Genomic DNA, 26,416 nt, shown 5'->3' on the forward strand with positions numbered 1-26,416 from the left:
TTCTTTTTAGTTCTCAATTAACGATTATCAATGTTTTCTGGGTACAAGTCGTGATTTATTAGGCGATAATCTGCCATTTTTTCATACTTGGTATTTGGCTCTCCATAATTAAAATATGGGTCAATTGATAAGCCACCACGTGGTGTAAATTTTCCCCAGACTTCAAGAAAGCGTGGCTGAAGCAAGTCAACCAAATCTTTACCAATCGTATTAATACAATTTTCGTGAAAATCACCGTGATTACGGTAGCTGAAAAGGTAAAGTTTCAATGATTTTGATTCCACGCAAAGTTTATCTGGGATATAAGAAATATAAATCGTTGCAAAATCTGGTTGCCCAGTAATCGGACAAAGTGATGTAAACTCTGGACAATTGAATTTGATAAAGTAATCATTGTCAACATGACGATTATCAAATGATTCCAGAATACTTGGGTCGTAATCGTAAGTGTAAGTCGTCTTTTGATTTCCCAAAAGGGTCAAATCTTTCATTTCATCTGTTCTAGTCATCTCATTCTCCTTTTAAACACCGCGTTGGTTGTCATATAAAAGCGTGTGTAATTGTGGCAACACGCGCACGCTTTGCCATTCTGGGTCAGTTGCTACTGTCTCCCATAGTTGTCGCAAACGCTCGAGCTGGTGTTCCACGATATTGCCGTTGGCGTGCGGTTCTGGATTACCAGCTGATAAATACAAAACATCAGGTTGATAACGTTTTTGAATCATTTTAGCAAATACCAAATCAGCATCATCAAAAACTGGAACTTTAAAGGTGATTTGGTCTTTTTTCAATTGCGAAACAATAAAATCAAGCGTTTCAAAATTAACCGTCATCTTACTTGACGGTGGCTTGGGACTAAGCGTTACTTGGTCAATGTCCTTTAGCCACGTTTGCCAGCGCGAGCCTTGCGTTTCAATAGCTAAGGTCACCCCACGTGCCTTTAATTTGGCAACAAGCTCTGCCATATTATTCGCCAATAAACATGGATTGCCACCTGATAAAGTCACATAATCGTACGTTCCCAATTGGTCAAGCTGCTCAATCACTTCATCAGTAGTCATTCGCTTAGGCTTTTCCGAGCCATCCCAAGTAAAAGCAGAATCGCACCAATCGCAATGATAGTCACAGCCACCCGTTCTCACAAACATGGTCTTTTGCCCAATTGCTCTGCCCTCGCCTTGAAAAGTTGGACCAAAAATTTCAAGAATCGGAAGGGTTAACTGACGTTTAGTCATCAAGCTCCCACTCCCTCCTAAATTCCGCAAATGATGTCGGCGTTTCATACAAGCGGACATATTCTACACGAATCTCACGTTCTTTTGGCAAATACTGCGCGACTTGCTTAAAAATCCAGTAAACCATATTTTCTGCTGTAGTGTTCATGTAGGGCAGGCTTTCATTAAGGTAATGGTGGTCTAAACTTGGTTCCAAATGTTTTTTGTAAATCTGTTTGAGGTCGCCAAAATCAACTGCCATACCACGGTCATCAAGCAGTCCAGAAACCGCAATTTGCAAACGATAAGTATGCCCATGCAAAGCCTTACATTTACCATCATAATTGAACAAATGGTGTGCCGCATCAAAGGTGAATTCTTTTGAAACCATGACACGACGTGGGCAATAAACCAAGGATTCACCAGTTGGGACTTTTAGCTCTTTTGGTATTTCAAACATTAGGCTTGCCCTTTCTTTGCAAGGTATTTTTCAAGACCTGCCTGACGAAGCTTGCAAGCAGGACATTCACCGCAACCACTTCCTTTAATGCCGTTGTAGCACGTTAGCGTATTTTCTCGAACATAATCAAATTTGCCAAGTTGGTCAGCTAATTCCCATGTTTCTGACTTATCAAGCCACATCAGCGGTGTTTGAATAACAAAATTATAATCCATTGCCAAATTCAGCGTAACATTGAGTGATTTGACAAAGGCATCACGACAGTCTGGATAACCTGAAAAGTCCGTTTCACAAACGCCAGTAATAATGTCTGTGATACCAAGACGCTTCGCCAGCACAGCTGCAAACGATAAAAACAAATGATTTCGACCATCAACAAAAGTATTTGGCAAATCATCGTCTGGATTTTCGATTACAATATCACGAGTCAAGGCATTTTCAGTTAATTGTCCTAATAAAGACATGTCTAGCAAATGGTTTTTAACCCCTTGTTCGGCAGCGATGTGTTTGGCTACTTCAATTTCCAAACTGTGACGTTGACCATAATTAAACGTGACAGTTTCCACGTGGTCGTAATGTTTCAAAGCCCAAAACAGGCAAGTTGTTGAATCTTGTCCGCCACTAAAGACGACAAGTGCAGATTGACGTTTCATCTTATCTCCTCTATATCTTTTCAGATATTTGGGCAAAAGAAAAGCCCTCATGGGAATCCACAAGGGCGCTAATTCAGTCATTAGGCTGGTTTTTTTTAGCGATGGCTTTTCCCAAACATCGTTATTATTAACATTACTATCATATCATCTTTGCAACAGATATTCAATGACTAAAAAATGCAAGAATAAGAAAACAGGACTTGCTTAAAATAAAATCCTGTTTTTTATTAATAATTATCACCAAGATAGCTTATTTGTTTTTAGTAAACTGGCTATTGTAAAGATCGTAATAGAAACCTTTAGCAGCTAGTAAGCTTTCATGATTGCCTTGTTCAATGATTTGACCATTGTTAAGCACCAAAATCTTATCAGCCTCTTGAATGGTTGATAGGCGGTGAGCAATGACAAAGCTTGTACGCCCTTCCATTAATTTAGCCATAGCCTTTTGAATCAATAATTCCAAACGTGTGTCAACAGATGACGTTGCTTCGTCCAAAATCAAGATTTTAGGGTCAGCAAGCAAGGCACGCGCAATGGTTAACAATTGTTTTTGACCAAGCGATACGTTACTTGATTCTTGGTTCATTTCCATATTGTAACCACCAGGTAGCGTGCGAATAAAGTGGTCAACATTGGCAGCTTTAGCAGCCTCAACAACCTCTTCATCTGTCGCATCCAAGTTTCCAAAACGGAGATTTTCCTTGATACTTGCCTCATAGAGCCACGCATCTTGCAAGACCATTCCAAATTGTTTTCGATATTCTTGACGTGACAAGTTGCGAATATCATGCCCATCAATTTTAATCGAACCAGAGGTAACGTCGTAGAATCGCATTAAAAGATTAATCAGCGTTGTCTTACCAGCTCCTGTTGGACCAACAATCGCCACCATTTCACCTGGTTTGACATCAAGATTGAAATTTTGAATCAATGGTTTGTCTGCCACGTATTGGAAGGAAACATTTTCAAAGCTAACTTGACCTGTTAAATCATGTGTCAAATGCTCTGTTACATCAGCAACTTCTTCTGGTTCATCTAGAACTTCAAAGATACGGTCAAGTGATGACTTGGCACTTTGAAGAATACTTGCCAACTGTGTAATGGTTTGAACGGGTTGACTGACTTGCCAAACGTATTGAACGAAAGCTTGCATATTACCAACCGTCAAGTTCCCAGAAAGAACTTGCAAAGCTCCCAAAACTGCCACAATCAGGTAAGCCATATCAGAAATTGCACTAAGAACTGGCATCATAATTCCTGAAATAAAACTTGCCTTGAAACCAACTTCTTGCAAATTTTGAGTGATTTCACGAAATTCTTCACTTGAAATTTCTTCACGACCATAAAGTTTGATAACGTTAAAGCCAGTTAGATTTTCCTGAACAAAACCGTTCATATCACCAAGAGCGTCAGCTTGTTTTTTGAAATAGGGTTGAGATTTTTTCAAAATAAACTGAGCACTGATATAAGTGATTGGAATGATTAAAATAACCACCAAAGCCAAACGCCAATTGAGATAAAGCACCATGCAAATAACCAAGAAAATGGTTAAGAAGGCGTTGATAATCTGAAGAAAGCTTTGTTGTAAAGCGTTTGAAACTGTTTCAACATCTGACGTAAAACGCCCCAAGACATTTCCGAATTGTTGACTGTCAAAATAAGAAACTGGAATTTTATTGATTTTTTCACTTAAATCTCGGCGCAAATCATGAATACTTTTTTGCACAGCGTCAGTCATGAAATAGTTTGACCAATAGCTTCCTAGCTCATAACCCAAACCTCGCAAGAAATAAAGAGCTAAAATCATTGCAATATAAGAAATATTGATATGAGCACCTGCTACACCGTGCGCCATGTCAAGAAGGTTTGCCGTCAATTCTGTAATGGCAAGCCCTAAAATAAAAGGTTCCAATACACTCATGACACTGCTGAAAACTTTCAAGAAAACGGCAAGAAAAAGCGCACCTTTATATTGTTGGAGATAATCCCATAAACGTAGAAAAACATTGCGTTTTGACATTGTTATTCTCCTTTCATCTCATCTGCATTTTTCAATTGTGAGTTAGCAATTTCACGATAAATCGTGTTTGTTTGCATCAATTCATCGTGTGTGCCACGTCCCACAATTTCACCTTTATCGAGTACAATAATTTGATCAGCATCCATGATAGTTCCCACACGTTGTGCCACAATAAGGACGGTTGCTTCTTGAGTGACTTCTTTCAAACGCGTACGCAATTGCGCATCCGTCTTGTAATCAAGAGCCGAGAAAGAATCATCAAAAATATAAATATCAGGTTTCTTAACAACTGCACGCGCAATGGACAACCGTTGTTTTTGTCCTCCTGATAAATTGCTTCCGCCTTCTGCCAAATGTGTTTGGTAACGCTCATCACGGCTTTCGATAAATTCCTTAGCTTGTGCAACATCTGCTGCTTCTTGCAATTCATCAACTGTTGCATCCGTTTTACCGTATTTTAGATTTTCGGCAATAGTTCCCGTAAACAAAAGCGCTTTTTGAGGAATAAAACCAATCTTCTGACGTAGAGCTTTCAATTGATAGTCTCTAACATCAACACCGTCAACCAAAATTTTACCAAGTGTGACATCGTAAAAACGTGGAATCAGATTAACCAGAGAAGATTTCCCAGAACCTGTTGAACCGATAAAGGCAATAGTTTCCCCAGGCTTGGCTTTAAAGGAAATGTCTTTTAAAACTGGACTTTCTGTCTCACCAGGGTAAGCAAAAGTCACCTTGTCAAATTCCAAATAACCTTTTGTTTCAGTCTCAGTCACACCATTTTCATTAGGAGTAATTGAAATTGGCATTGCCATAACTTCTGAAATACGCTCGCTTGAGACAACAACACGAGGATACATGGTAAAGAGATTGGCAAAAAGTAAGAATGAAAAGAGCGCATGGAAGCCATAGTCAATAAAAGCAACCAAATTACCAATCTGCAAATCACCTCTTGAGAGCGGATTCAAGGCAAACCAAACAATGGCAACAATCATTGAGATGATGATAAAGACAAATGATGGCTCTGTTAAACCAGTTAGCTTGAACAGCCGACTTGAAATGCCTTTATATTCTTCGTTTTTACTATCAAAGCGTTCTTCTTGAAAATCTTCTCTGGCAAAGGCGCGAATGACACGTAAACCAGTCAAATTTTCACGAACATATTGGTTAATTTTATCAAGAGTGCCTTGTTGTTTTTCAGATAGAGGCCGTGTATGTGTCGCGACGTAATAAACCACAAGTACCAAAAAGGGAATAGCCACCGCAACAATCCATGCTAAAGACGGACTTGTTACCAAAATCATGACAACACTAAAAATAATCATGAGCGGTGTCACAACCCCCATACGCAAAGATTGTTCAGCAAATTGCATAAGAATAAAAGCATCGCTTGTCATGCGAGTGACAAGTGATGACACACCAATTTGTTCGTATTCATGGTGTGAGTATTCCTGCAATTTATCATACATGTCATTACGCATGTCTTTAATCATATTAGTTGTGATTTTTCCTGCCGCATAAGCCAGAGTAACACGACCAATCGCTCCAACAATAATCACGATAAACATGACAATTGCCCAGAAATAAACCTTATCTTTATTTCCAGTTGTTATCCCTTGGTCAATCATACGAGCTAGTGCTGTTGGCAAACCAAGATTAACCACGACAAATGTAAAAGCTCCTAACACATCCAAAATGAGCCATTTGGGATATTTTTTCAAATAAGTCCAAACTAGTTTCATAGTAACTTTCCCTTCTAATCTGTTTCTCTATTTTTAAGTAACGAAATACCTTCTTTCTGCAAGAAAGAGTGACTGGGCTTATTCAGCTAAGTTACTCAAATAATCATATCTTTCATATTTTTCAAGTAGGGTTTCATTAGCTTTGTCTAATGAACGTTGAAGCTCTGCTAGTTTGCCATAATCACTGGCATTTTCCTGCATTTGCGCTTCAATAGTGTCGATATCCTCTTCAAATTTGGCAATCTCATCTTCAATGACTTCCCACTCTTGTTTTTCAAAGTAAGACATGCGTTTTTTCTTCGTTTTTTCCTTCTCAGTCTTTTGTGAGAACGCTTTTTTAGCTTGTTCCGCTACGGCATTTTCTTCAAACGCTTTTTCATCAAGATAATCCGTATAATTTCCGAAGAATTCACGAACATGACCATTTTCAAACGCCAAGATTTTATTAGTCACTTTGTCAAGGAAATAACGGTCGTGACTAACCGTGATAACTGGTCCTGAGAATGTTTGCAAGAAACTTTCTATAACTGTCAAGGTTGCAATATCAAGGTCATTGGTTGGTTCGTCAAGAAGAAGCACATTTGGTTTTTCAATCAAAATTTTCAACAAGTAAAGGCGTTTTTTCTCACCACCAGATAATTTTGAAATCAATGTGCCATGTGTTGAACGTGGGAATAAGAATTGTTCTAACAAATCTGTGACACTTGTTGTTCCAACGCTTGTTTTGACCTCATCTGCTACTTCTTGCAAATAATTGATGACACGTTTATTTTCATCCATGTCTTTTGTCAATTGTGAGAAATAGCCAATACGAACCGTTTCACCAATTTCAAGATTCCCAATTGTCGGCTGCAAATCACCATTTATCAAATTAAGAAGCGTTGATTTTCCGACACCGTTATCACCAACAATTCCGATTCGGTCTTTATTTTGCACCAAAAAGTTAAAGTCAGTCAAAATCTGTTTATCAGGATAAGCAAAGGAAACATTCTCAAAATTGATAACTTTTTTACCGATTCGGCTTGTTTCAAAATTAATCTCAAGCTCTGTTGATTGTGTCGCTCCTGACAAATCAGTCTTCAACTCGTTGAAACGATTGATACGAGCTTGCTGTTTTGTCGCACGCGCTTGTGGTTGCGTACGCATCCAAGCTAATTCTTGCTTGTAAAGTTGTTTTTTCTTGTGAAGCGTTGCAGCATCACGCTCATCTTTCTCCGCACGCAAACGCACATAATCTTGATAATTTCCTTGATATTCAGTCAATTGACTATTAGCCAATTCAAAAATACGCGTTGCCACATTATCCAAGAAATAACGGTCGTGGGTGATGAAAAGTACCGTTTTCTTAGAATTTTTTAGGAAATTCGTCAACCAAGCAATGGTATCAATATCCAAGTGGTTGGTTGGCTCGTCCAATAATAACAAGTCTGCATCATTTAACAAAACTTGCGCCAACTGAACACGACGACGAAGTCCACCAGACAAAGCACCAACTTTTTGTGACAAGTCGTCCAAACCTAGCTTCGTAAGAACAGTTTTGACTTCACTCTCAATCGCCCAAGCATCAAGCGAATCCATCTCTGCCATGACTTTTTCAAGTTTAGCTTGATTGGCTTCGTTGTAATCAGCCATCAAGGTCTCATAGGTCTTAATCAAAGTCATCTCACGCAAATCAGACGACAAAACTGTATCCAAAATAGTTTTATCATCATCAAATTCAGGCTCTTGGGTCAAATAAGCAATTTTATAACCGTTCTTAGCTGCAAACGGCGACACATCGCCATCAAAGCCAAGACGACCAGAAATGACATCAAGGAGCGTTGTTTTCCCCGTTCCATTGACACCAATAATCCCAATGCGGTCAAAATCATGAATAATAAAGGAAATATCACGAAAAACAGTCTTATCACCGACTGATTTTGTTAAGTGTTCTACGATAAAATCACTCATTTGTTTTCCTTTCTAATAAAGTCAAAAATAGCTTCTTTGTCATTGGCAAGCTCACCAAGAACAATTTTTTCCTCGATTTCTTTTAATACCTGCCCTAATTCTGGACCAGGTTTGTATTGTAATTCTTTGATTAAAACTCCGCCATTGATAACAATTTCGTGTTTATCATGAATGGTTAATTCTTTATCTAAACGCTCAATACGTTTAAAATCAACTGGCAAACCATAACCAGCACGCAAATCTTCTGCTTGTTCAATCAAACAACTGCCATAACGGTACATTTCCATCTTATCAAGCTCATTTTCTAGACGGAAACGGTAAATCGCCACAATCTGTTCGACATCTTTTTGAAATTGACTTGATGTTTTCCATGCTTTCAAAAAGACACGAACGTCTTTGACATCTAAAGCTAATAGCAAAGCTGCCCAAGCTTGTTCAGACGTTTTAAAGTGATAATTACAAGCCAAATCGTCAAGTAATTGCTGTAAATTGTCATGAGCATTCTCAAGATATGGTAAATATTTTTGAGCTTGACTAGTAATCATGGCTTTAATCCCTTTACGCCAGAAAGGTGCCATCAATAATTTATCAAATTCAATAAAAGAGCGCTCTACCGAAATTTTTTCAAGTAAGGGCGCATGTGCTGCCATAGCAGTAAACGTATCAGGTTCAATATCAAAATCAAGACTAGCCGCAAAGCGGAAACCGCGCATAATACGCAGCGCATCTTCGTTAAAACGCTCCGCAGGATTTCCCACCGCACGTAATAACTTAGCTTCCAAATCTGCCAAACCGTTGAATTTATCAATAATTAAACCTGTCTCATCAAGTGCAAAAGCATTGACTGTAAAATCACGGCGTTTCAAATCTTCCTCTAGAGAACGAACAAATGACACGCTGCTAGGTCTGCGGTAATCCACGTAAACATCTTCTGTACGGAAAGTAGTGATTTCATACTCGCCACCTTCTTCTAAAACAAGAACTGTGCCATGCTCAATCCCAACATCAACCGTACGATGAAAAATGCTCTTTGTCTCTTCTGGATAAGAACTTGTTGCAATATCAACGTCGTGAATCGGACGATTTAGTAAAACATCACGAACGCTACCACCGACAAAATAAGCTTCGTAGCCAGCTTCGCGAATTTTTTTCAAGATTGGTAAAGCCTCCTGAAATTCAGAAGGCAGATTGTTTAATTTCATAGTAATTTTTCCAAACCATAAACGAGTTTATCTCGTTTGACAACTGCTTTAATTCCAATATTAACACCACTCATAAACGAAATACGATCATAAGAATCATGACGAAGTGTTAATCCCTCACCTTGGGCACCGAAGATGACTTCTTGGTGCGCAACCAATCCAGGTAAACGAACACTATGGATACGCATACCATCAAAATCAGCTCCACGCGCTCCTTTTAACGTTTCAACTTCATCTGCAGCCCCTTGTTTTTTAGGTTGACGAACTTCACGAATCAATTCCGCTGTTTTCACAGCTGTACCTGAAGGAGCATCTTTCTTATTGTCATGATGTAGTTCAATGATTTCAAGGTCCGGAAAATATTTGGCAGCCTTAGCGGCAAATTCCATGAGTAAAATAGCACCAATTGCAAAGTTTGGAGCAATCAAACCACCTGTTTTCTTTTCTTCAGAAAGAGCGATTAATTCAGCGATTTCATCTTCTGAAAATCCTGTCGTTCCAACAACGGGAGCGAAGCCATTTTCCAAAGCAAAGCGGGTATTTTCATAAGCAACTGCTGGCATAGTAAAATCAACCCAAACATCTGCATCAAACCCAACTAATTGTGATTTGTCTGTAAATACTGGAACACCGTCCACGTCTGATTCTGTCGCAAATGGGTCAAGTAATGCGGCTAAGGCTAATTCGTCATCTCCCTTAACCATATTAACTGCTGCTGAGCCCATTCGTCCTTTAAAACCTGCAATGATAACTTTAATACTCATGTTTTTTCCTCTCTAACACTTAAACAATTGGTGTGAAACCAAATGCAACTGCGCCTTCCCCTAAATGAGTAGCAATAACGCCATCAAATGTGACAATTTTAAGATTTTCAGCCTGACCTCTGTCAGCTAAAGTCTGATAAAACTGTTGCGCTTTTTCTTCAGCTCGTGAATGAATGATGAAAACTTCGTAATCACCGTTAACAGTCACTTCAGACAAAACGTCAACTAAACGCTTGATAGCTTTTTTCTCAGTTCTCACTTTTTCGAAAACTTCAATAACACCTTCGTCATTAAAATAAAGAATTGGCTTGATACTAAGTAAATTTCCGATAAGTGCGGAGCCATTTGATAAACGCCCACCTTTTACCAAGTGATTCAAGTCATCAACCATGATAAAAGCACTTGTTCCGTCAATTTGCTGTTGCAATTTAGCTAAAATATCATCAAAATCCACACCAGCTTCTGCCCAATTCAATGTGTTTCTTACCATGCTACCAAGAGGTGCGGATGTAATTTTGCTATCTGGGAAAGCAATGGTTAATTCGGGATAATCGTCAGCTAGAAATTGAATATTTTGCCAAAATCCTGAAATTCCTGAAGATAAGAATAAACCGATAACGTGTGTATAACCTTCTGAAGACAACTGTGACAAAATCTCGTCTAATTTTGCCAAACTTGGTTGGCTTGTTTTTGGAAGAACAGGCGACATTGCCATTTTCTTATAAAAATCATCTAAGCTCAAATCCTTACCTTCAAGGTAGCTAATCTCACCAATCATGATTGGAATATCCAAAATGTGAAGGTTCTCTTTTTGTTTGATGTCATCTGACAAAACTGCGGTTGTATCTGTAATAACTGCTAATTTCATTAGTTTCTAAACTCCAATTTAATCCCTGGACGGTCCAGGGCAATTTCGGTTACTTCATATGTTAGACGTTGTACAACATCTAATAGCGGTGCGGCTAAATTTTCAACTTCTTCTTTGGTGAATTCACTTGGTTCGTTAACAATACGCTTTTTAATGTGAACCATTTGTGAAACAACACCACTAATAACGAATTCTTTTTTAACAACCGTAAATTGTAATACTGATACAATCATCGTTTGGTTGTTTTCTGTATCTTTTCTTACTAACTGAAACGTCACTTCAAAATTAGTCTTTGGTGTACCATTTTTCTTTTCCCATTCGAGATTTCTTGCATCATAATGGTACTGGTTTACAAATTCTTTTTCGCGTACTAATTCCATACTGGTCTCCTATTTTGTATATCACCATTCATTATAGCATAAATAGCCTATATTTTGCACATTTTTCTTTGAAGTTTGAAATAATACTGAACATTATTTTTATCGAAAAATACAAAAAGTCACACTCACCAACTATCATAAACAGTAAGTCCGTATTGTTCAATCAGTCGATTAAGTTTTGTCCCATATGAAGTGTCCGTAGCATAGGTACCTGTAAGAGCTTTGGTTGCATCCTTGTAGGAAGTTGTGTTTGATTTATGCACACCAGCATAAATATCTTTTTGGAGAAATTGGGCATAGTCTTCCAATGACTCTGCTTGGCTACTATACGAGCGAAATTGGGCATCAATGGTATAAGCATTACCACTTCCGTCATCTTCCCACGTTTTCATCGTGACTGATTGCCCATTGTAGTCCCCTTTTATGCCAAAAAAGTTATAATTAGGTGCTTGACTAAGAGCTGATTGACCGCTGTTTGACTCTAGAATCGCTTGCGCAATCATCACCGAAGCATAAAGGTCATTTTGCGCAGCAATTTGCCGTGCGGCTTCGCCAATACTTTCAATAAAATTTATCGTTATTTGGTCAGGTATTGTAGTAGGACTTGTGGTGTCAGCAGTTGCCGTATTATCTGCTTCTTGCGCTTGATAAGTAAAAATCACTAGGGTGACACAAGCTAAAACCGCCAACAAACTCATGCCATATAAAGCCCATTTAGGAACTTTTTTCTGCCGACGATGACTTCTCGCTTTTTTTCTAATCTTGCGTTTTCTTGTTTTTGTCAAATCTGTCAATCCTTTCGCAAATTCACCTTCCAGTATAACAAATTTTTAATAAAAAAGAGACTGATAACTGTTGTCAAAAATAAAAATCAGCACCCAAAAGAGTGCCGATTATCAGCGTATTAGACCCCAGTAATTGATTGTTTGAGGTTGGAAATCTAGCTTACAAAGCAAATATTAAAAAGTGCCTAATCAATTGAGCATGGGAAATCTAAATTAACCAAAGGTGACAAGCGCTGTTTTAATATGCCTTGACAGCGACCTTTAACAATCTATTTCTGAATTGTTAAAGTCCAAACCACTGCGTCTTACAGATTTGTAACTGCATAAACAAAGAAACTGAGCACTTGGTCTCAGCTTCTTGGAAGGCAAGTTTTGCCTTTTATCATGTTGACTGTTACTTACACTGAAAAGTTTTTATTCTGCCAAATTTTTTAAAACGTTGTTAACGATATTTTCGACAGTAATGCCATTTTCTGCTAACAATTCTTGCGCATTGTAGCGGTCATGGAAGGCTTTTTCAACACCGTAATTTTGGACTTTAACTTCCGTATCACCAAGGTAACTTGCAATCATTTGACCGTAGCCACCTTCTAAAATACCGTCTTCCAAAGTAACCACGACTTGGTGCTCAGCTTCTAAACTATCAAGCAATTCTTCGTCCAATCCTGTGATGAATTTTGGATTAACAATTGTCGCTGTAATACCATGTTTGTCAGCCAGTTCTTTAGCAACTTCCTCTGCCAATCCGTAGAAATTACCAAGACCAAAGAGCGCTACTTGACTACCTTTTTGAGTCACTTGGTTCTTATTAAGAATCGAGTAATCCGTTGTGTCTGCAATACCAGTTTCACGAAGTGGACCAACTGGGATGCGGATAGCTACTGGGTGTTCTTTTTGCTCAATTGCCCAATCAAGCATGGCAAGATGTTCTTCCTTACTTGTTGGTGCCATGTAAACCACGTTTGGAATGTGAGCTAAGAATGGAATATCAAAGAAACCGAGGTGACTTTCGTCGTTCAAAGAGCTAACAGACGCCATGTAAACAAGAGCTGTTACTGGCAAATTATTCAAAGCGATGTCATGTGACCATTGGTCATAAGTACGTTGCATAAATGTAGAGGCAACATACCAGACTGGTTTTGCACCGTTTTTAGCAAGCCCAGCTGACATTGTAGCTGCTTCTTCTTCAGCAATACCTACATCAACAAATTGTTTACCTGCTTGTTTGCGTTGGTCTTGGCTCAACATAAACATTGGTGTTCCTGCATTGACGGCAACTACTGTTGAGTCATTTTTGATTTTATTTAAGACAAAATCTGTTGTAATGCTATTGTATGTTTCAGCAGCACCTGCACCACCAAGATATTCTCCTGTTTCAGGATTGTATGGTCCACCTGCATGGAAAGCTTCGCGATTTTCTTCCATGAATGACACACCGTATCCTTTTTGCGTATGAATGTGTAGCAAAACTGGGTGACTAGCGTCTTTGACTTCTTCAAATAAAGCAATCAATTGGTCGAGATCATTTCCTGCGTCAAGGTAATGATAATCAAAACCGAGAGCTTTAAAAAGATTATTATCAGCTTGACCGTTGCTTTCGCGTAAGTCACGAAGTGCTGTGTAAATACCGCCAGTTGGGTTAACAGCGATTGATTGGTCGTTATCGTTAATAACGACAATCGTATTTGTCCCTTCTGTTGCGATTTGGTTTAGCCCTTCATACGCCATACCACCTGAAAGAGAACCATCACCAATAACCGCCACAACATTATAAGCTTCATCTTTCAAATCACGCGCTTTAGCCACACCAGAAGCAAGTGACAATGATGTTGACGTATGACCTACTGTGAAGAGGTCGTGTTCGCTTTCTTTAGGATTTGTGTAACCTGATACGTCATCATAATGCGCTGGGTCAAGAAAAGCTTGCGCACGCCCAGTCAACATTTTATGAACGTATGATTGATGTGACACGTCAAAAATGAATTTATCTACTGGTGAATTAAAGACATAGTGCATAGCAACTGTCATTTCAACCATACCAAAGTTTGGTCCGTTGTGTCCACCATGTTGGCTTGTTTTTTCAAGAAGCGCTTGTCGTGCTTCATCACCAACACGGTGCAAATCTTCACGTGATAATTGTTTTAAATCTTGTGGTGATGAAATTGTTTCAAATACCATAAATTCTCCTTCTTTCATCTAAGAATCAATTGAAAAGTTTCATAACATTCTGTTCTCAAATTGATTTATATCTTCAAAAATTAGCTAAAAACTCACTAATTTTTGCAAGTAATGCTATCATACACCATAGAGTGCACTCCAAGTCAAATACTTTTTTAATTTTTTTCAATAATAATAAACTAACTAATCAGACCGTTATCTGCCAACCAACTATTAATTGACGTTTCGCTTGATAAAATACGCCCCTTGACAGGATTTTTCAGCAAATTATCCATTTCAATGTGGGCATCACTTTCTCCTTTCGCTTTGAACCGAAAGCAAAGCTTAAAAATCACCCTACAAAGCACCAACGATTTTATGTGGTAAATATTTTTCGTCCAAATAAGCCATATCGTCATCTGTCAAAGTCACGTCAAAAGCACCCATGAAATCATCTAAGTATTTTTCTTTTGTCACTCCAACAATCGGTGAGTCAATCCCTTTTTGCCATAGCCAAGCAAGAGCAACTTGAGCACGAGTAACACCGTATTTTTCTGCAACTTCTGCCACTCGCGCTACGATAGCCTTATCTTGTTCTTCAGTGCTATCGTATTTCATTTTGGCTGTTTCATCTGTCTTACTACGTGCAGTATCCGCATCCCAATCGCGCACCACGCGACCTGCTGCCAAAGGACTATAAGGCGCTAAACCAACACCTGAATCTTTACAAAACGGAATCATTTCACGTTCGTCCTCACGATAAAGCATATTGTAATGATTTTGCATGACTGAAAATTTTGTCCAACCATTTTTCTCAGCCACATACTGCGCTTTTTGGAACTGCCAAGCATACATTGCTGACGCACCAAGATAATGCACCTTACCAGAGCGCACTAAATCATTAAGTGCAGACATAGTTTCTTCAATCGGTGTGTTATAATCCCAACGATGAATGTAAAGCACATCAATATAATCTGTTCCTAAACGTTTAAGACTAGCTTCAACTTGGCTAAAAATTGCTTTTCGTGACAAACCAGTTGTATTTCGTCCCTCGTGTAAACCATCACCAAAGAAAACCTTAGTGGCAATAATCACTTCATCACGGTCCGCAAAATCACGAATAGCACGACCAAGATATTCCTCACTTGTTCCTTTTCCGTAAACATTTGCTGTATCAAAAAAGTTAATACCCAAATCTAAAGCTTTCTTAATGATGATACGTGATTTTTCTTCATCTAAAAGCCAACCAGAATGAAAACCAAGACTAGCATCACCAAAACTCATGCAACCAAGGCACAATTTTGACACTTCAAGACCTGTATTTCCAAATTTTGTGTATTCCATACGAAACCTCCAAGATATTTCAATTTTTTCTGAACGCTTTCATTGTACACCTTAGAGTTAACTCTAAGTCAAGTGAAAACATTATTTTAAAAAATAAAAAAGTTTATCACCCCCAAAAACTGATAAACTCTCACATTAAATTCGTTTTAAGTTAAAGGAAATCATGATAAGTGTCACAAGACAAGCAATTGCAATTAAAGCAAATGCGGATTGAAGCATCAAGAAACTTAAAAGCAATCCTAGTATTGGCATACCAAATTCAACCCCATAAAGCCTATTGGTATTTTGATGACTTGATTTATTATTATGCTGATGTAAAAATGCATCAAACAGTAATATACCAAGATAAGAAGGTAAACTGAAAATAGTAGCTTGCACCATTTCCTATCACACGGTTTTGGCTGACATCCATCATGTGATCAATTTCAATAATATACACCATAAAAAGATTGGTTACAATGATGAAAATTAAGAAAGAAGCCACAGACAAATTATCCACTGAAAAATACGGGGCTATGCCGATAATCATTTCACCAGAAGTGATAAGCCTCCAACCAAATGCAGAAAATTAATAGTGCACCTTTTCTATGAGACATGACCTTATTTGGGATTAAGTAAAATCCACATTAACAGCACACCATAAACCGGCAAAATCAGCCCGAACTGATAAGGTAAAAAATTGAAATAAACAAAGTCAGAGAACGTATTCCCAAAATATTGACAAATCAAACTACGGTCTGCTTCTGCTTTAGTATTGAAATACGCAATCACATATTGCAACAAAAGAAACAGAGAAATAAAAGCCATTGGTAAAATAAGTGGCACAAAATTCGTTGACCATTCTTCCGCAATAAAATATTGGTTAAACTATTTTACCCAATTTGTACTTCATCGAAACTATCTTTCTTCCCCTTAAACCTTAATTTATTTGTGTCTATTATAACAAAAAACGATGAAAATTTACTGCTATAACGCTTCTAGCCAAAACAACTCAAAAAATATTTTTCTCCACTTTTGCTCTCATCTTCAGATTTTAAAAGGCCAATCACCATATCTCGCAGCTAAAAAAGCTGGGCACTTTCGTCCCAGCTTTCCCATTCTCAATTTTTAAGATATTCTTTGATTTTTTAACTCAACTTTTTGGTGAATGTAATCAATCAACTCAACTGTCAAGTCATAGCGCATAAATGGTGTGATGAGATAAATCCCCTTAAAATGCTCCAAAGCGCGGTCAATTAATTGTTTACTTTCTTCCAAAGCCAATTTTTGGCAGGTTTCTTTATCACCTTTAACAGCTTCTAATTTTGCTAAAAACTCATCTGATAGTTGGATACCAGGAACTTCATTATGAAGAAAAATAGCATTATTATAGCTTGTAATCGGCATGATACCTACAAAAAATGGCGCTTCATAATCTCGTGTTAAATCGGCTAATCCATCAATAATCTCTGTGTTAAAAACAGGTTGTGTGATGAAATAATCTGCTCCTGCCGCTACTTTTCTTTCGATTAAACGACCACAGCGTGATAGATTTTTGACGTTTGGGTTAAAAGCCGCAGCTGCTGTAAAATTGGCCTCTTTCTTGATACTGGCTCCACTGTATCCTTGACCTTTATTGAGCTGTTTTATGAGTGCTAACAATTTAAAGCTTGTGGCATCATAAACACTTGTAGCACCAGGAAAATCACCGATTTTTGACGGGTCTCCCGTAATGGCAAGGACATGATTAAATCCTAAAACGTCCATTCCCAAAAGTCGCGATTGCAAACCAATCATATTATGGTCACGGCAAGATAAATGCAAAAGAAACGGTGTCGAAATCTCATTTTTCAATAGAGCCGCGATACTAACATTACAAATTCGCGTCTTAGCTAGCGAATTATCTGCTAAGGTAATGGCTGAAATTCCTGCTTTGTCTAAGGCTTTTACCCCCTCCGTAAATTTCGCAATGTCAAGCGTCTTTGGTGGGTCTAACTCCGCAATAATTGTAACTTCTCTTTTGACCCTATCTACCAATGTCTCTGATTGTTTAGCTGCTTTGATAAGTTCTACTTCTTCAACCATTGGTGTCACAAATTTTCGTTCAACAGGTTTTAATCCTTTAACAGCACGTTTTACCGCTCTGATATGGTCAGGCGTTGTTCCACAACAACCACCTATCAAACGCGCACCTTCTGCCACAAGAAGTTCTGCACTTTTTCCGAAATAATCAGCATTTTGACTAAAGCCATACTGACCGCTGCCATTGTCATCAACAAAAGACAACAAACTAGCATTTGGATAAACAGACAAATAAGACTGAGCAAAAAGCGGAACTTGTTTCAGTGACTTAATCATATGATAGGGACCGAGGTGGCAATTCAAGCCAACCACATCAGCACCTAACATGACTAATTTTCCCAGAATTTCAACTAAAGGACGACCATTTTCTGTAATTCCAGCTTCATGGAGAGCAATATTAGTGATAATTGGCAAATCAGTTATTGGTCTAACAGCTTTTAAAACTTCGATAATTTCTTCTTCATCATAATAAGTTTCAAAAAGCAAACCATCAATTTGATTCGTTTCAATCAAATACCCGACTTGTTCCAAAGTCTCCTCAATAATTTCATCAAGAGTTAAATTACATTGTTTAAGTCCACGAAGAGCCCCAACAGTTCCAAGAACAAAAGCATCATCACCTGCAGCTTCCCTAGCAATTTTAACACCAGCCTGATTGATTTCCTTAACTTGGTCATCATAAGCATAGCCTTTCAGACGATGACGTTTAGCAGCATAGGTATTGGTTTGGATAGTGTCTGCCCCTGCCTCAAGATAAGCATGATGAATGGCTGAAATTTTATCTGGATGTGTAAGATTATAAGCTTCGTAGCAATTGTCAAGACCATTGGCGTAAAGAAGAGTTCCCATAGCACCGTCGGCTACCAGAATATCTGTTTTTAAACGTTCTAATAATCGTGACATAGCATAACCTTTCTTATTTTCCGTATTTAGCTCGGACTTCCTTGGCTGCAGCCACCAAAACTTCAAGTGCCGCTACTGTTTCTGGTTCGCGACGTGTTTTAAGACCACAGTCAGGGTTTACCCAGAACTGTTCAAGTGATAATTGACGCAACGGACGTTCAATGTTAGCAATAACTTCTTCCTTAGTTGGTACACGTGGAGAGTGGATATCATAGACACCAAGACCAATTCCAAGTGGGTAAACAGCTGTTTCAAATGATTCAATAACGTCACCATGGCTACGGCTTGTCTCGATAGAAATAACGTCTGCATCCAAAGCACGAATAGAATCAATGATTTCATTGAACTTAGAGTAACACATGTGCGTATGAATTTGTGTTTCTTCTTTCACTGATGATGTTGCTACGTGGAAAGCATGAACAGCATCATCAAGATAAGCTTGTTGTTTGCTCTTACGAAGCGGCAAACCTTCACGAAGCGCTGCTTCATCCACTTGAATAATGGCAATACCTGCATCTTCAAGCAATTTAATTTCATCTTTGATAGCAAGACCAATTTGGTTAAACAAATCAGCACGTGAAATGTCAGAACGTTCAAAAGACCAGTTTGTGATAGTGATTGGACCAGTCAACATTCCTTTCACTGGACGGTCAGTCAAACTTTGAGCATAAACGGTTTCTTGCACAGTCAACGGTTGAATGTGTTTAACATCTCCATAAATGATTGGTGGTTTAACAGCACGAGAACCATATGATTGAACCCAACCAAGTTTTGTTGTTGTGAAACCAGCTAGTTTTTGACCGAAGAATTCAACCATGTCCACACGTTCAAATTCACCGTGTACAAGCACATCAATGTCCAAATCCTCTTGAATTTGAATCCAACGTGCGATTTCTGATTTAATGAAATCTTCATATTCCACATCAGAAATATTGCCACGTTTCCAAGCCAAGCGTGTACGACGAACTTCTGGTGATTGTGGGAATGAACCGATTGTTGTCGTTGGAAGAATTGGCAAACCAAGTTTTTCTTGTTGCACTTGACGACGAACTTTATAGTCAACACGTTCAGTAGCAACATCATCCAAATTTTCCAATGTTACATTACGGAAATCAGCTGCTTGCAAAGCATCAAAATCAACAACGTGTTGTTTGTAAGCATCAGATTCTTCACCGTCTAAACGTTGGCTCAACAATTTGAGTTCTTGCAATTTTTCATCCGCAAATGCCAAACCATTTTTAAGAACTGGTTCGAGTTCTGTTTCGTTTTTAGTCGTTACTGGCACATGAAGAAGTGAACAAGAAGGTTGAACAACAAGTGTTTTTACATTGGCTTGAATTTTTTCGAGCAATGCTGATGTCTTAACAAAATCTGTTGCCCAGATATTACGTCCATCAACTACACCTGCAAAAACTTCCTTATTCGCAAAATAACCTGCTTCAATAGCTTCCAGGTTTTCATTAAACCCCTGAACAAAATCAAGACCAAAAGCTGCTACTGGTAACTCTGACAAATCTTTGGCATCAATCAAGGCTTCAAAATAAGTTTGGAAAATCAATTTAGCTTCTGGCACTTCTTTGGCAAAATAAGCATAAACATCTTTTGCTGCTTCTAAAAGGTCAGCCCCTTCATCTGTCACAAAGATTGGCTCATCAACTTGAATATAAGTTGCCCCTGCTTCAACCAATTCTACAAAGACTTGTTTATAAAGTGGCAATAATTTTTTCACTGCAACTGTGAAATCACCAACTTCAGATGAAAGAGCCACATAAGTAATTGGTCCGGTAATAACTGGTTTAGCTTTATCGCCAACCACTTCTTTTGCTTCCAAATACAAGTCAAGCAAACGTGTATTTGTCAATTGTGGTTTAACACCAGACCATTCAGGAACAATATAGTGATAGTTTGTGTTGAACCATTTTTTCATTGATGAAGCAACGTTGTCTTTATTACCACGCGCAATTGAAAAATACAAATCAAGGTTGATTTCTTCTTTAGCAAAACGTTTTGGAATCACACCAAATTGTACTGACAAATCCAAGATATGGTCATAAAGTGAGAAATCACCTACAGGAATAAAATCAAGCCCTGCATCAGCTTGTTTTTTCAAAAATTCAAGACGTAAATCTTTAGCTTGAGCTCGTAACTCTTCTTGTAAAATATCCCCTGCCCAATAAAATTCAATTAATTTTTTCCACTCGCGATTTTCACCTAAACGCGGATAACCCAAATTCGAAACCTTTACCATAGTTACCTCCTATAACAATATTAGTTTTAAACTATACCTGCTAAATTTTTATAATTAAGATTGTAAAGGATAATAATCCTTTTTTCAACACTTTTCACCATTCTATCTTTTTATGGACTGATATAGTTTTTAACTATACATTTAGAATTTATTATAGTTTTTAACTATAACAAAAAGAACTCCCGAAGGAGTTCAATGTTAGATTAATAAAATTTATTATTTAGCTTTTCTAAGGGCACCAAATAGTAATCCTGAAATAATAGCACCGATAACAATAGCAACAAGGTAAAGAATCCAGTTGCTTGTTAATGCAAAGACGAAGATACCACCATGAGGAGCCATCAATTTAATGCCAAATGCACCTACTAAAGCACCTGTTACAGCTGAACCAACCATAAAGCTTGGAATAGCACGAGCAGGGTCAGCAGCACCAAATGGAATTGCACCTTCTGTGATGAACGATAGTCCCATAACAATATTTGTTAAACCAGCATCGCGTTCTTCAGCTGTAAATTTATCTTTAAACAAACGTGTTGCAACAAAGACTGCAAGAGGAGGAACCATACCACCGGCCATAACAGCCGCCATAACAACTGAACCACCATTTGAAAGAGCTGCTGCAGTAAGACTACTTGTACCAAAGACATAAGCGGCTTTATTGAAAGGTCCACCCATATCGATTGCCATCATACCACCAAGGATAAGTCCAAGGATAATAGCAGAGCTACCAGACAAACTATCAAGGAAATCATAAAGTGCACTATTAATAGCAGCCATAGGAATGTTGATGAAGAGCATCAAGAATCCAGTTACCAACACACCAAGAAGTGGGTAAAGGAGGATTGATTTGATACCTTCAAGTGATTTTGGCAAGAAGGCAAGAGCTTTCTTAAGAACAAGAATAACACCACCAGCTAAGAAACCACCAACAAGAGCACCAAGGAAACCTGAAGCAATTTGTTTATCAGCAAGGTTTGCTGCACTTTCTAAACTATAGAATGAGATACGACCAAAAGCAAGACCAGAGGTTGCAATAGCACCAGCTGTAAACCCAGCTACCAAACCAGGTTTTTCAGCAATTGAATAGGCAATGTAAGCAGCAAACACCGGAATCATAAAGCCAAAAGCTGCATTACCAAGCTGATTAAAAACTGCAGCTACTTCATGATAGTTACCAAGATGACTCAGCTGATCTTTGGGAACCCCTATAAATTGGTCAATCAAGAATGAAATAGCAATTAAGATACCACCACCAATAACGAATGGCAACATTTGAGAAACACCACTCATCAAGTGTTTGTAGAATGCAGCACCAAGGCTTAATTTTTCACTAGTATCACTTGAAGACGAAGCTTCACCAGCTGAAGCTGTGTAAGTTTCTGCTTTACCATCAAGAATGATATTGATTAATTCTTCAGATTTTTTAATACCATCGGCAACTGGACGTGATACTAATGCTTTTCCATCAAAACGTGCCATTTCAACGGCTTTATCAGCTGCAATAATAACACCTTTTGCACGCGCAATTTCATCAGCAGTCAAACGATTACCGACACCTGAAGCACCATTTGTTTCAACACGAACCGTGACACCCATTTCGTCACCTTGTTTGATGAGGGCTTCTTCTGCCATGTAAGTGTGCGCAATACCAGTTGTACAAGCCGTAACAGCTACGATAAGTGGTTTATCATCTGAAACTGGAGCAACTTTCGCTTCTTCTTTTACTTTGTTATCTTCTTCTGCTGCGTTAAATGTTGCAATCACTTCGTCAGCTGATGTCACTTGACGTAATTGATCAGCAAAGCCATCTTTCAAAAGATATTTTGATAATTCAGCAAGAGCAGCCAAGTGAGTATCGTTTGCGCCATCTGGTGCTGCAATCATGAAGAATAGGTAAGTTGGTTGACCGTCCAATGCTTCATAATCAACACCTGCAGCAGATTTAGCAAACAAAACAGTCGCTTCTTTAACAGCTGCATTTTTACTGTGAGGCATGGCAATACCATCACCTAAACCAGTAGATGTTTGCGCTTCACGGTTCATGATACCTTGTTTAAAAGTATCAAAATCAGTTACCACACCGTGTTCAACAAGGCTTGTGATCATTTCATCGATCGCCGCTTCTTTTGAAGTTGCTTTCAAATCAAGAATCATGACATCTTTTCTGAGCAAGTCTTGAATTTTCATATTTTTTCTACCTCTACTTTTTGATAAGTTTCTTTTATGAATTCGGCAGTTGCCAAGTCATCTGAGAATGTTGTTGCTGTTCCACATGCAACACCCCATTTAAGAGCTTCGATTGGGTCGCCAGATTTGACATATTCGCCTGTAAATCCTGCAACCATAGAATCACCTGCACCAACAGAATTTTTGACAATACCTTTAATTGGTTTTGCAAAGTATGCTGCTTCTGGTGTTACCAACAATGCACCATCGCCAGCCATTGAAATAATAACGTTTTTAGCACCTTTAGCGAGAATTTCACGGGCGTATTTTTCAATATCAGCAAGACCGTTTAATTCAACACCAAAAATATCAGCTAATTCATGATTATTTGGTTTCACCAAAAGTGGTTGATAGTTTAAGGAATCTAAAAGTGTTTGTCCTTCAAAATCACAAACAACTTCTGCACCGGCTTTTTTAGCAATCGGAATCAATGTGTTATAGACTTGGTTTCCAAGGCTACTTGGTGCTGAACCTGCAAAAACAACAGTATCTTCACTTGAAAGACTAGCAAGAATAGCTTCTAATTCCTCAAGTTTTTCTGTTGAGATGTGTGGACCTGCACCATTAATTTCTGTTTCTTCACCCGCTTTAACCTTGACATTAATACGTGTGTCCTCAGAAACTTCAACAAATTTTGTTGCAATACCTTCATCTACCAAGCCATCTTTCACAAAACGCCCTGTAAATCCACCGATAAATCCTGTGGCTGTATTTTCAATATCCAGACGTTTCAAGATACGGCTAACATTAATCCCTTTACCACCAGCGAATTTATCATCGCTAGTCATGCGGTTAACACTTCCAAGTGCTAAACTATCCAAGCGAACAATAAAGTCGATAGATGGATTAAGAGTGACTGTGTAAATCATACTTCAATTACCCTCGTTTTTTCTTTTATTTTTTTCATCAGTGCTCCACTAGATTGATTGGTAATGATAATGACATTTTCAACCTTACCAACCTTAGCAAAAGAAATGTGACCAATCTTTGATGAATCTGTAACAATAAATGTTTTTCTGGCATTTTCAATAACCGTTTTCTTGATGACCGCTTCTTCAACATCAGGTGTTGTTAAGAATTGCTCATCGACACCATTTATTCCTAAAAAAGCCTTATCAAAATTTAATTGTTTGATTTGCTCATACGCAACCGTTCCAATACTAGCATCCGTTGCTTTTTTGACATGGCCGCCAATAATAATCGTTTGAATGTTTTTATCAACCAATTTGGCAGCATGGTGAATGGAATTGGTAACTACCGTTAAATTATCTTGGGAGAGATAGTTGAGTAGCAACTCATTTGTCGTCCCTGCATCAATGAAAATAACTTCATTATCAGCAATCAAATCAGCGGCTTTCTGAGCGACTAACATTTTTTCTTGAATGTTTTTGATAGATTTTTGTTGATTGGTAAATTCTTCTTGAAGTGAGGGAGGGAGTTCTGCGCCACCATGGACTCGGTGGAGCTTACGCTCACTCTCCAATTCATCCAAATCGCGACGAACAGTGGACTCCGAGGTATCTAGCATGCTAACTAAGTCCTCAAGATTAACAAATTTATCATGAGACAATTTTTCCATAATTAATTGTTTTCGTTTAGACTTAAGAATGTTCATCACCTCCACTGAAATCGTTTCCAGATAAAATTATACTATTTTTTCTGCCATTGTCAAGCATTTTCTATCAAATTCTATCATTTTTTCACTAGTTAGTTGGAGTACTTTCAAAAGCAGGAAAATAATGACTATCGGCAAATTTGGCACAAACTAAAAGGACTCAGGCCTGTGCAATACAGAACTAAATCCTTTCAATAATTATCTATCTAACTTTTGGTGTGCAGTTCACACCCGTAATAAGAATTTTGTTTTATTTTTCCTTGTCTTTAATCAATGATGTTGAGTGCACCACACGGTTATCACGGTCAGGGTAAATGTATTTAATCGCTTGATTAATCGCAGTTGGAGCTTCACCAAAACCAGAGGCGATCAAAGCAACTTTACCTTCATAGTCAGCGGCATCACCAATCGCATAAACACCTTCTTGACTTGTCTCAAACAATGGCGAAACCGTAATGCTTGAACGTTTATAATCAACGTTCCAATTTTTAAGGTTTTTATTTGATGTTGAAAAACCAAAGCTAACAATCAAAGCATCTAATGGCAATTCAACAGTTTCATCTGATTTAACCTTTTGAATCGTTAAACTGTTAGCAAATTGAACATCACCGTCCAAAGCAACTGGTACGTACGGTGCCATGATTTTCACATTTGATTGTTTAAGCACTTCAACGCTATGTTCGTGAGCACGGAAAGCATCACGACGGTGAACGATTGTCACGCTTTTAACCAAGCCATCCAAATGATTTGCCCAGTCAACGGCAGAATCACCACCACCACAGATAACAACGTCTTTGCCAGCAAATTGGTCTAATTTATGAACATTGTAGAAAAGGTTGTTGTCAGCGTATTCTTCTTCCCCTTCTAAACCAAGCGTACGGGGAGCAAATGCACCATTACCACAAGCAATAACAATCGCACGTGAAAAATGTTGACCTTTATTGGTCTCAATAGTGAAAACATCGCCCTCTTTCTCAAAAGTTTTAACTTCTTCTTTAAGACAAATCGTTGTTTGGTCTTCAAAGCGTTCTAATTGTTTGATAAGATTTTCAGTTAACTCTGCTGCTGTGATTTCAGGGAAACCAGCCACATCATAAATGGCTTTTTCAGGATAAAGGATAGCTGGTTGCCCACCAAGTTCTGACAAACTTTCAATAATTTTCACTGAAACACCACGCATACCTGCATAAAAAGCAGCAAAAAGCCCTGCAGGACCACCACCAATAACGGTAATATCATATATTTCACGATTTTCTGACATTTATTTTTCCAACTCCTTATAAATTTTTTCGATGACTGATGTTTTATAAGCCATGTAACTTTCGATATTTTTGGGAAATAGCTGCGCTGCTTTCATTTTTGTTGCTCCATAAATCGCAACTGCACCAGGATGACTGCGCAAATAATCACGAAAAGCAAGATGCCGTTTCAACTCAAGTGAATTTTCAGGACAAACATAAAGATGATGACATTGCAAATGCTCTTTACCAGAATAAGCAAAAGCTTCCCTGCCTTCAATCCCTAGATTTCCCTCATGAACATATCCAATACTTGCTAATTTTTCAATGACCATAGATAAAGCCGTCTCTTGAGCAATCACAACATCAATATCAATGATTGGCTTTGCTGCTAATCCTTCAACGGCTGTGCTTCCAACATGCTCAATTCTAGTAGCTAACTCGCCAAGAACAGCACGTAACTCTTGCGCAATTTTTTCAAAATTATCTTTCCAACTCTCTTGATAGGAAAGAACAATCACCTCTTCTGTCCGCATGAAACCTCCTCAAAAATAAAGAGACATACAGTCCGCATGCCTCCTATTAT

General features: G+C 38.2%; 22 protein-coding genes. All 22 read right to left on the reverse strand.

Features of this window, described 5'->3' with window-relative positions:
• Nucleotides 1-17: 17 nt before the first annotated feature.
• The 22 genes from queF to E8M05_RS06740 all read right to left on the reverse strand — a co-directional run bounded on the left by queF (nt 18) and on the right by E8M05_RS06740 (nt 26,366).
• Nucleotides 18-509 carry a preQ(1) synthase gene (queF, locus tag E8M05_RS11295; RefSeq protein WP_003065267.1) on the reverse strand — a complete coding sequence of 164 codons (492 nt, stop codon included), beginning with the start codon at nt 507-509 and terminating at the stop codon, nt 18-20.
• A gap of 12 nt (nt 510-521) precedes the next feature.
• Nucleotides 522-1,235, reverse strand: a complete 714-nt coding sequence (gene queE, locus E8M05_RS11300; RefSeq protein ID WP_003065269.1) for a 7-carboxy-7-deazaguanine synthase QueE — start codon at nt 1,233-1,235, stop codon at nt 522-524.
• The gene (gene queD / locus E8M05_RS06640) at nt 1,228-1,674 is read right to left on the reverse strand and encodes a 6-carboxytetrahydropterin synthase QueD (protein WP_003065271.1); all 447 of its coding nucleotides are present in this window, start codon (nt 1,672-1,674) and stop codon (nt 1,228-1,230) included. The genes queE and queD overlap by 8 nt, the downstream gene beginning before the upstream one ends.
• Nucleotides 1,674-2,327, reverse strand: coding sequence for a 7-cyano-7-deazaguanine synthase QueC (gene queC / locus E8M05_RS06645; RefSeq protein ID WP_013851967.1), 654 nt, complete (start codon nt 2,325-2,327; stop codon nt 1,674-1,676). The genes queD and queC overlap by 1 nt, the downstream gene beginning before the upstream one ends.
• 250 nt (nt 2,328-2,577) lie before the next feature.
• A complete protein-coding gene (locus tag E8M05_RS06650) occupies nt 2,578-4,347 on the reverse strand; it encodes an ABC transporter ATP-binding protein (protein WP_003065275.1) in 1,770 nt (589 codons plus the stop codon).
• 2 nt (nt 4,348-4,349) lie between these two features.
• Nucleotides 4,350-6,089, reverse strand: a complete 1,740-nt coding sequence (locus E8M05_RS06655; protein ID WP_136596452.1) for an ABC transporter ATP-binding protein — start codon at nt 6,087-6,089, stop codon at nt 4,350-4,352.
• 78 nt (nt 6,090-6,167) lie between these two features.
• Entirely contained in the window at nt 6,168-8,039 is a 1,872-nt protein-coding gene (locus tag E8M05_RS06660; protein WP_003065278.1) for an ABC-F family ATP-binding cassette domain-containing protein, read from the reverse strand.
• A complete protein-coding gene (locus tag E8M05_RS06665) occupies nt 8,036-9,241 on the reverse strand; it encodes a CCA tRNA nucleotidyltransferase (protein ID WP_003065280.1) in 1,206 nt (401 codons plus the stop codon). The genes E8M05_RS06660 and E8M05_RS06665 overlap by 4 nt, the downstream gene beginning before the upstream one ends.
• Complete coding sequence (gene dapB / locus E8M05_RS06670; RefSeq protein ID WP_003065282.1) at nt 9,238-10,005, reverse strand: 4-hydroxy-tetrahydrodipicolinate reductase; 768 nt, start codon at nt 10,003-10,005, stop codon at nt 9,238-9,240. Before dapB ends, E8M05_RS06665 begins: the two co-directional genes overlap by 4 nt.
• Nucleotides 10,006-10,024: 19 nt before the next feature.
• The gene (locus E8M05_RS06675; RefSeq protein WP_003065283.1) at nt 10,025-10,873 is read right to left on the reverse strand and encodes a DegV family protein; all 849 of its coding nucleotides are present in this window, start codon (nt 10,871-10,873) and stop codon (nt 10,025-10,027) included.
• Nucleotides 10,873-11,253 (reverse strand): DUF1149 family protein, encoded by a 381-nt coding sequence (locus tag E8M05_RS06680; protein WP_003065285.1) that lies wholly within the window; start codon nt 11,251-11,253, stop codon nt 10,873-10,875. Before E8M05_RS06680 ends, E8M05_RS06675 begins: the two co-directional genes overlap by 1 nt.
• A gap of 125 nt (nt 11,254-11,378) precedes the next feature.
• Nucleotides 11,379-12,047 carry a glucosaminidase domain-containing protein gene (locus E8M05_RS06685; protein ID WP_003065287.1) on the reverse strand — a complete coding sequence of 223 codons (669 nt, stop codon included), beginning with the start codon at nt 12,045-12,047 and terminating at the stop codon, nt 11,379-11,381.
• 405 nt (nt 12,048-12,452) lie between these two features.
• On the reverse strand, nt 12,453-14,216 hold the full coding sequence (locus E8M05_RS06690) for a 1-deoxy-D-xylulose-5-phosphate synthase (protein ID WP_041973158.1): 1,764 nt from the start codon (nt 14,214-14,216) through the stop codon (nt 12,453-12,455).
• Between the two features lie 336 nt (nt 14,217-14,552).
• Entirely contained in the window at nt 14,553-15,539 is a 987-nt protein-coding gene (locus E8M05_RS06700; protein WP_003065290.1) for an aldo/keto reductase, read from the reverse strand.
• A gap of 600 nt (nt 15,540-16,139) precedes the next feature.
• Nucleotides 16,140-16,364 (reverse strand): hypothetical protein, encoded by a 225-nt coding sequence (locus tag E8M05_RS11535; RefSeq protein ID WP_003065296.1) that lies wholly within the window; start codon nt 16,362-16,364, stop codon nt 16,140-16,142.
• A 282-nt stretch (nt 16,365-16,646) separates the two neighbouring features.
• Nucleotides 16,647-18,503 carry a bifunctional homocysteine S-methyltransferase/methylenetetrahydrofolate reductase gene (locus E8M05_RS06710; RefSeq protein WP_136596453.1) on the reverse strand — a complete coding sequence of 619 codons (1,857 nt, stop codon included), beginning with the start codon at nt 18,501-18,503 and terminating at the stop codon, nt 16,647-16,649.
• A 13-nt stretch (nt 18,504-18,516) separates the two neighbouring features.
• Entirely contained in the window at nt 18,517-20,751 is a 2,235-nt protein-coding gene (gene metE, locus E8M05_RS06715; protein ID WP_003065299.1) for a 5-methyltetrahydropteroyltriglutamate--homocysteine S-methyltransferase, read from the reverse strand.
• 216 nt (nt 20,752-20,967) lie between these two features.
• Nucleotides 20,968-22,938, reverse strand: a complete 1,971-nt coding sequence (locus E8M05_RS06720; RefSeq protein WP_003065302.1) for a PTS fructose transporter subunit IIABC — start codon at nt 22,936-22,938, stop codon at nt 20,968-20,970.
• Nucleotides 22,935-23,846, reverse strand: a complete 912-nt coding sequence (pfkB, locus tag E8M05_RS06725) for a 1-phosphofructokinase (RefSeq protein WP_003065304.1) — start codon at nt 23,844-23,846, stop codon at nt 22,935-22,937. The genes E8M05_RS06720 and pfkB overlap by 4 nt, the downstream gene beginning before the upstream one ends.
• On the reverse strand, nt 23,843-24,592 hold the full coding sequence (locus E8M05_RS06730; RefSeq protein WP_003065305.1) for a DeoR/GlpR family DNA-binding transcription regulator: 750 nt from the start codon (nt 24,590-24,592) through the stop codon (nt 23,843-23,845). The genes pfkB and E8M05_RS06730 overlap by 4 nt, the downstream gene beginning before the upstream one ends.
• Nucleotides 24,593-24,842: 250 nt before the next feature.
• On the reverse strand, nt 24,843-25,853 hold the full coding sequence (locus E8M05_RS06735) for an NAD(P)/FAD-dependent oxidoreductase (RefSeq protein WP_136596454.1): 1,011 nt from the start codon (nt 25,851-25,853) through the stop codon (nt 24,843-24,845).
• Complete coding sequence (locus E8M05_RS06740) at nt 25,854-26,366, reverse strand: GrpB family protein (protein WP_003065310.1); 513 nt, start codon at nt 26,364-26,366, stop codon at nt 25,854-25,856.
• Nucleotides 26,367-26,416: the final 50 nt, after the last annotated feature.

It is taken from the genome of Streptococcus pasteurianus (assembly GCF_004843545.1).
Taxonomy (GTDB): Bacteria; Bacillota; Bacilli; order Lactobacillales; family Streptococcaceae; genus Streptococcus; species Streptococcus pasteurianus.

Bases quoted from the DNA above. Each gene is read 5' to 3' on its own strand.
- E8M05_RS06665 (WP_003065280.1), bottom strand. From the start codon at position 9,241: ATGAAATTAAACAATCTGCCTTCTGAATTTCAGGAGGCTTTACCAATC.
- E8M05_RS06740 (WP_003065310.1), bottom strand. From the start codon at position 26,366: ATGCGGACAGAAGAGGTGATTGTTCTTTCCTATCAAGAGAGTTGGAAA.
- pfkB (WP_003065304.1), bottom strand. From the start codon at position 23,846: ATGATTTACACAGTCACTCTTAATCCATCTATCGACTTTATTGTTCGC.
- E8M05_RS06710 (WP_136596453.1), bottom strand. From the start codon at position 18,503: ATGTCACGATTATTAGAACGTTTAAAAACAGATATTCTGGTAGCCGAC.
- queD (WP_003065271.1), bottom strand. From the start codon at position 1,674: ATGTTTGAAATACCAAAAGAGCTAAAAGTCCCAACTGGTGAATCCTTG.
- queF (WP_003065267.1), bottom strand. From the start codon at position 509: ATGACTAGAACAGATGAAATGAAAGATTTGACCCTTTTGGGAAATCAA.
- queE (WP_003065269.1), bottom strand. From the start codon at position 1,235: ATGACTAAACGTCAGTTAACCCTTCCGATTCTTGAAATTTTTGGTCCA.
- queC (WP_013851967.1), bottom strand. From the start codon at position 2,327: ATGAAACGTCAATCTGCACTTGTCGTCTTTAGTGGCGGACAAGATTCA.
- E8M05_RS06720 (WP_003065302.1), bottom strand. From the start codon at position 22,938: ATGAAAATTCAAGACTTGCTCAGAAAAGATGTCATGATTCTTGATTTG.
- E8M05_RS06700 (WP_003065290.1), bottom strand. From the start codon at position 15,539: ATGGAATACACAAAATTTGGAAATACAGGTCTTGAAGTGTCAAAATTG.
- E8M05_RS06660 (WP_003065278.1), bottom strand. From the start codon at position 8,039: ATGAGTGATTTTATCGTAGAACACTTAACAAAATCAGTCGGTGATAAG.
- metE (WP_003065299.1), bottom strand. From the start codon at position 20,751: ATGGTAAAGGTTTCGAATTTGGGTTATCCGCGTTTAGGTGAAAATCGC.
- E8M05_RS06650 (WP_003065275.1), bottom strand. From the start codon at position 4,347: ATGTCAAAACGCAATGTTTTTCTACGTTTATGGGATTATCTCCAACAA.
- E8M05_RS06675 (WP_003065283.1), bottom strand. From the start codon at position 10,873: ATGAAATTAGCAGTTATTACAGATACAACCGCAGTTTTGTCAGATGAC.
- E8M05_RS06735 (WP_136596454.1), bottom strand. From the start codon at position 25,853: ATGTCAGAAAATCGTGAAATATATGATATTACCGTTATTGGTGGTGGT.
- E8M05_RS06730 (WP_003065305.1), bottom strand. From the start codon at position 24,592: ATGAACATTCTTAAGTCTAAACGAAAACAATTAATTATGGAAAAATTG.
- E8M05_RS06690 (WP_041973158.1), bottom strand. From the start codon at position 14,216: ATGGTATTTGAAACAATTTCATCACCACAAGATTTAAAACAATTATCA.
- E8M05_RS06680 (WP_003065285.1), bottom strand. From the start codon at position 11,253: ATGGAATTAGTACGCGAAAAAGAATTTGTAAACCAGTACCATTATGAT.
- dapB (WP_003065282.1), bottom strand. From the start codon at position 10,005: ATGAGTATTAAAGTTATCATTGCAGGTTTTAAAGGACGAATGGGCTCA.
- E8M05_RS06655 (WP_136596452.1), bottom strand. From the start codon at position 6,089: ATGAAACTAGTTTGGACTTATTTGAAAAAATATCCCAAATGGCTCATT.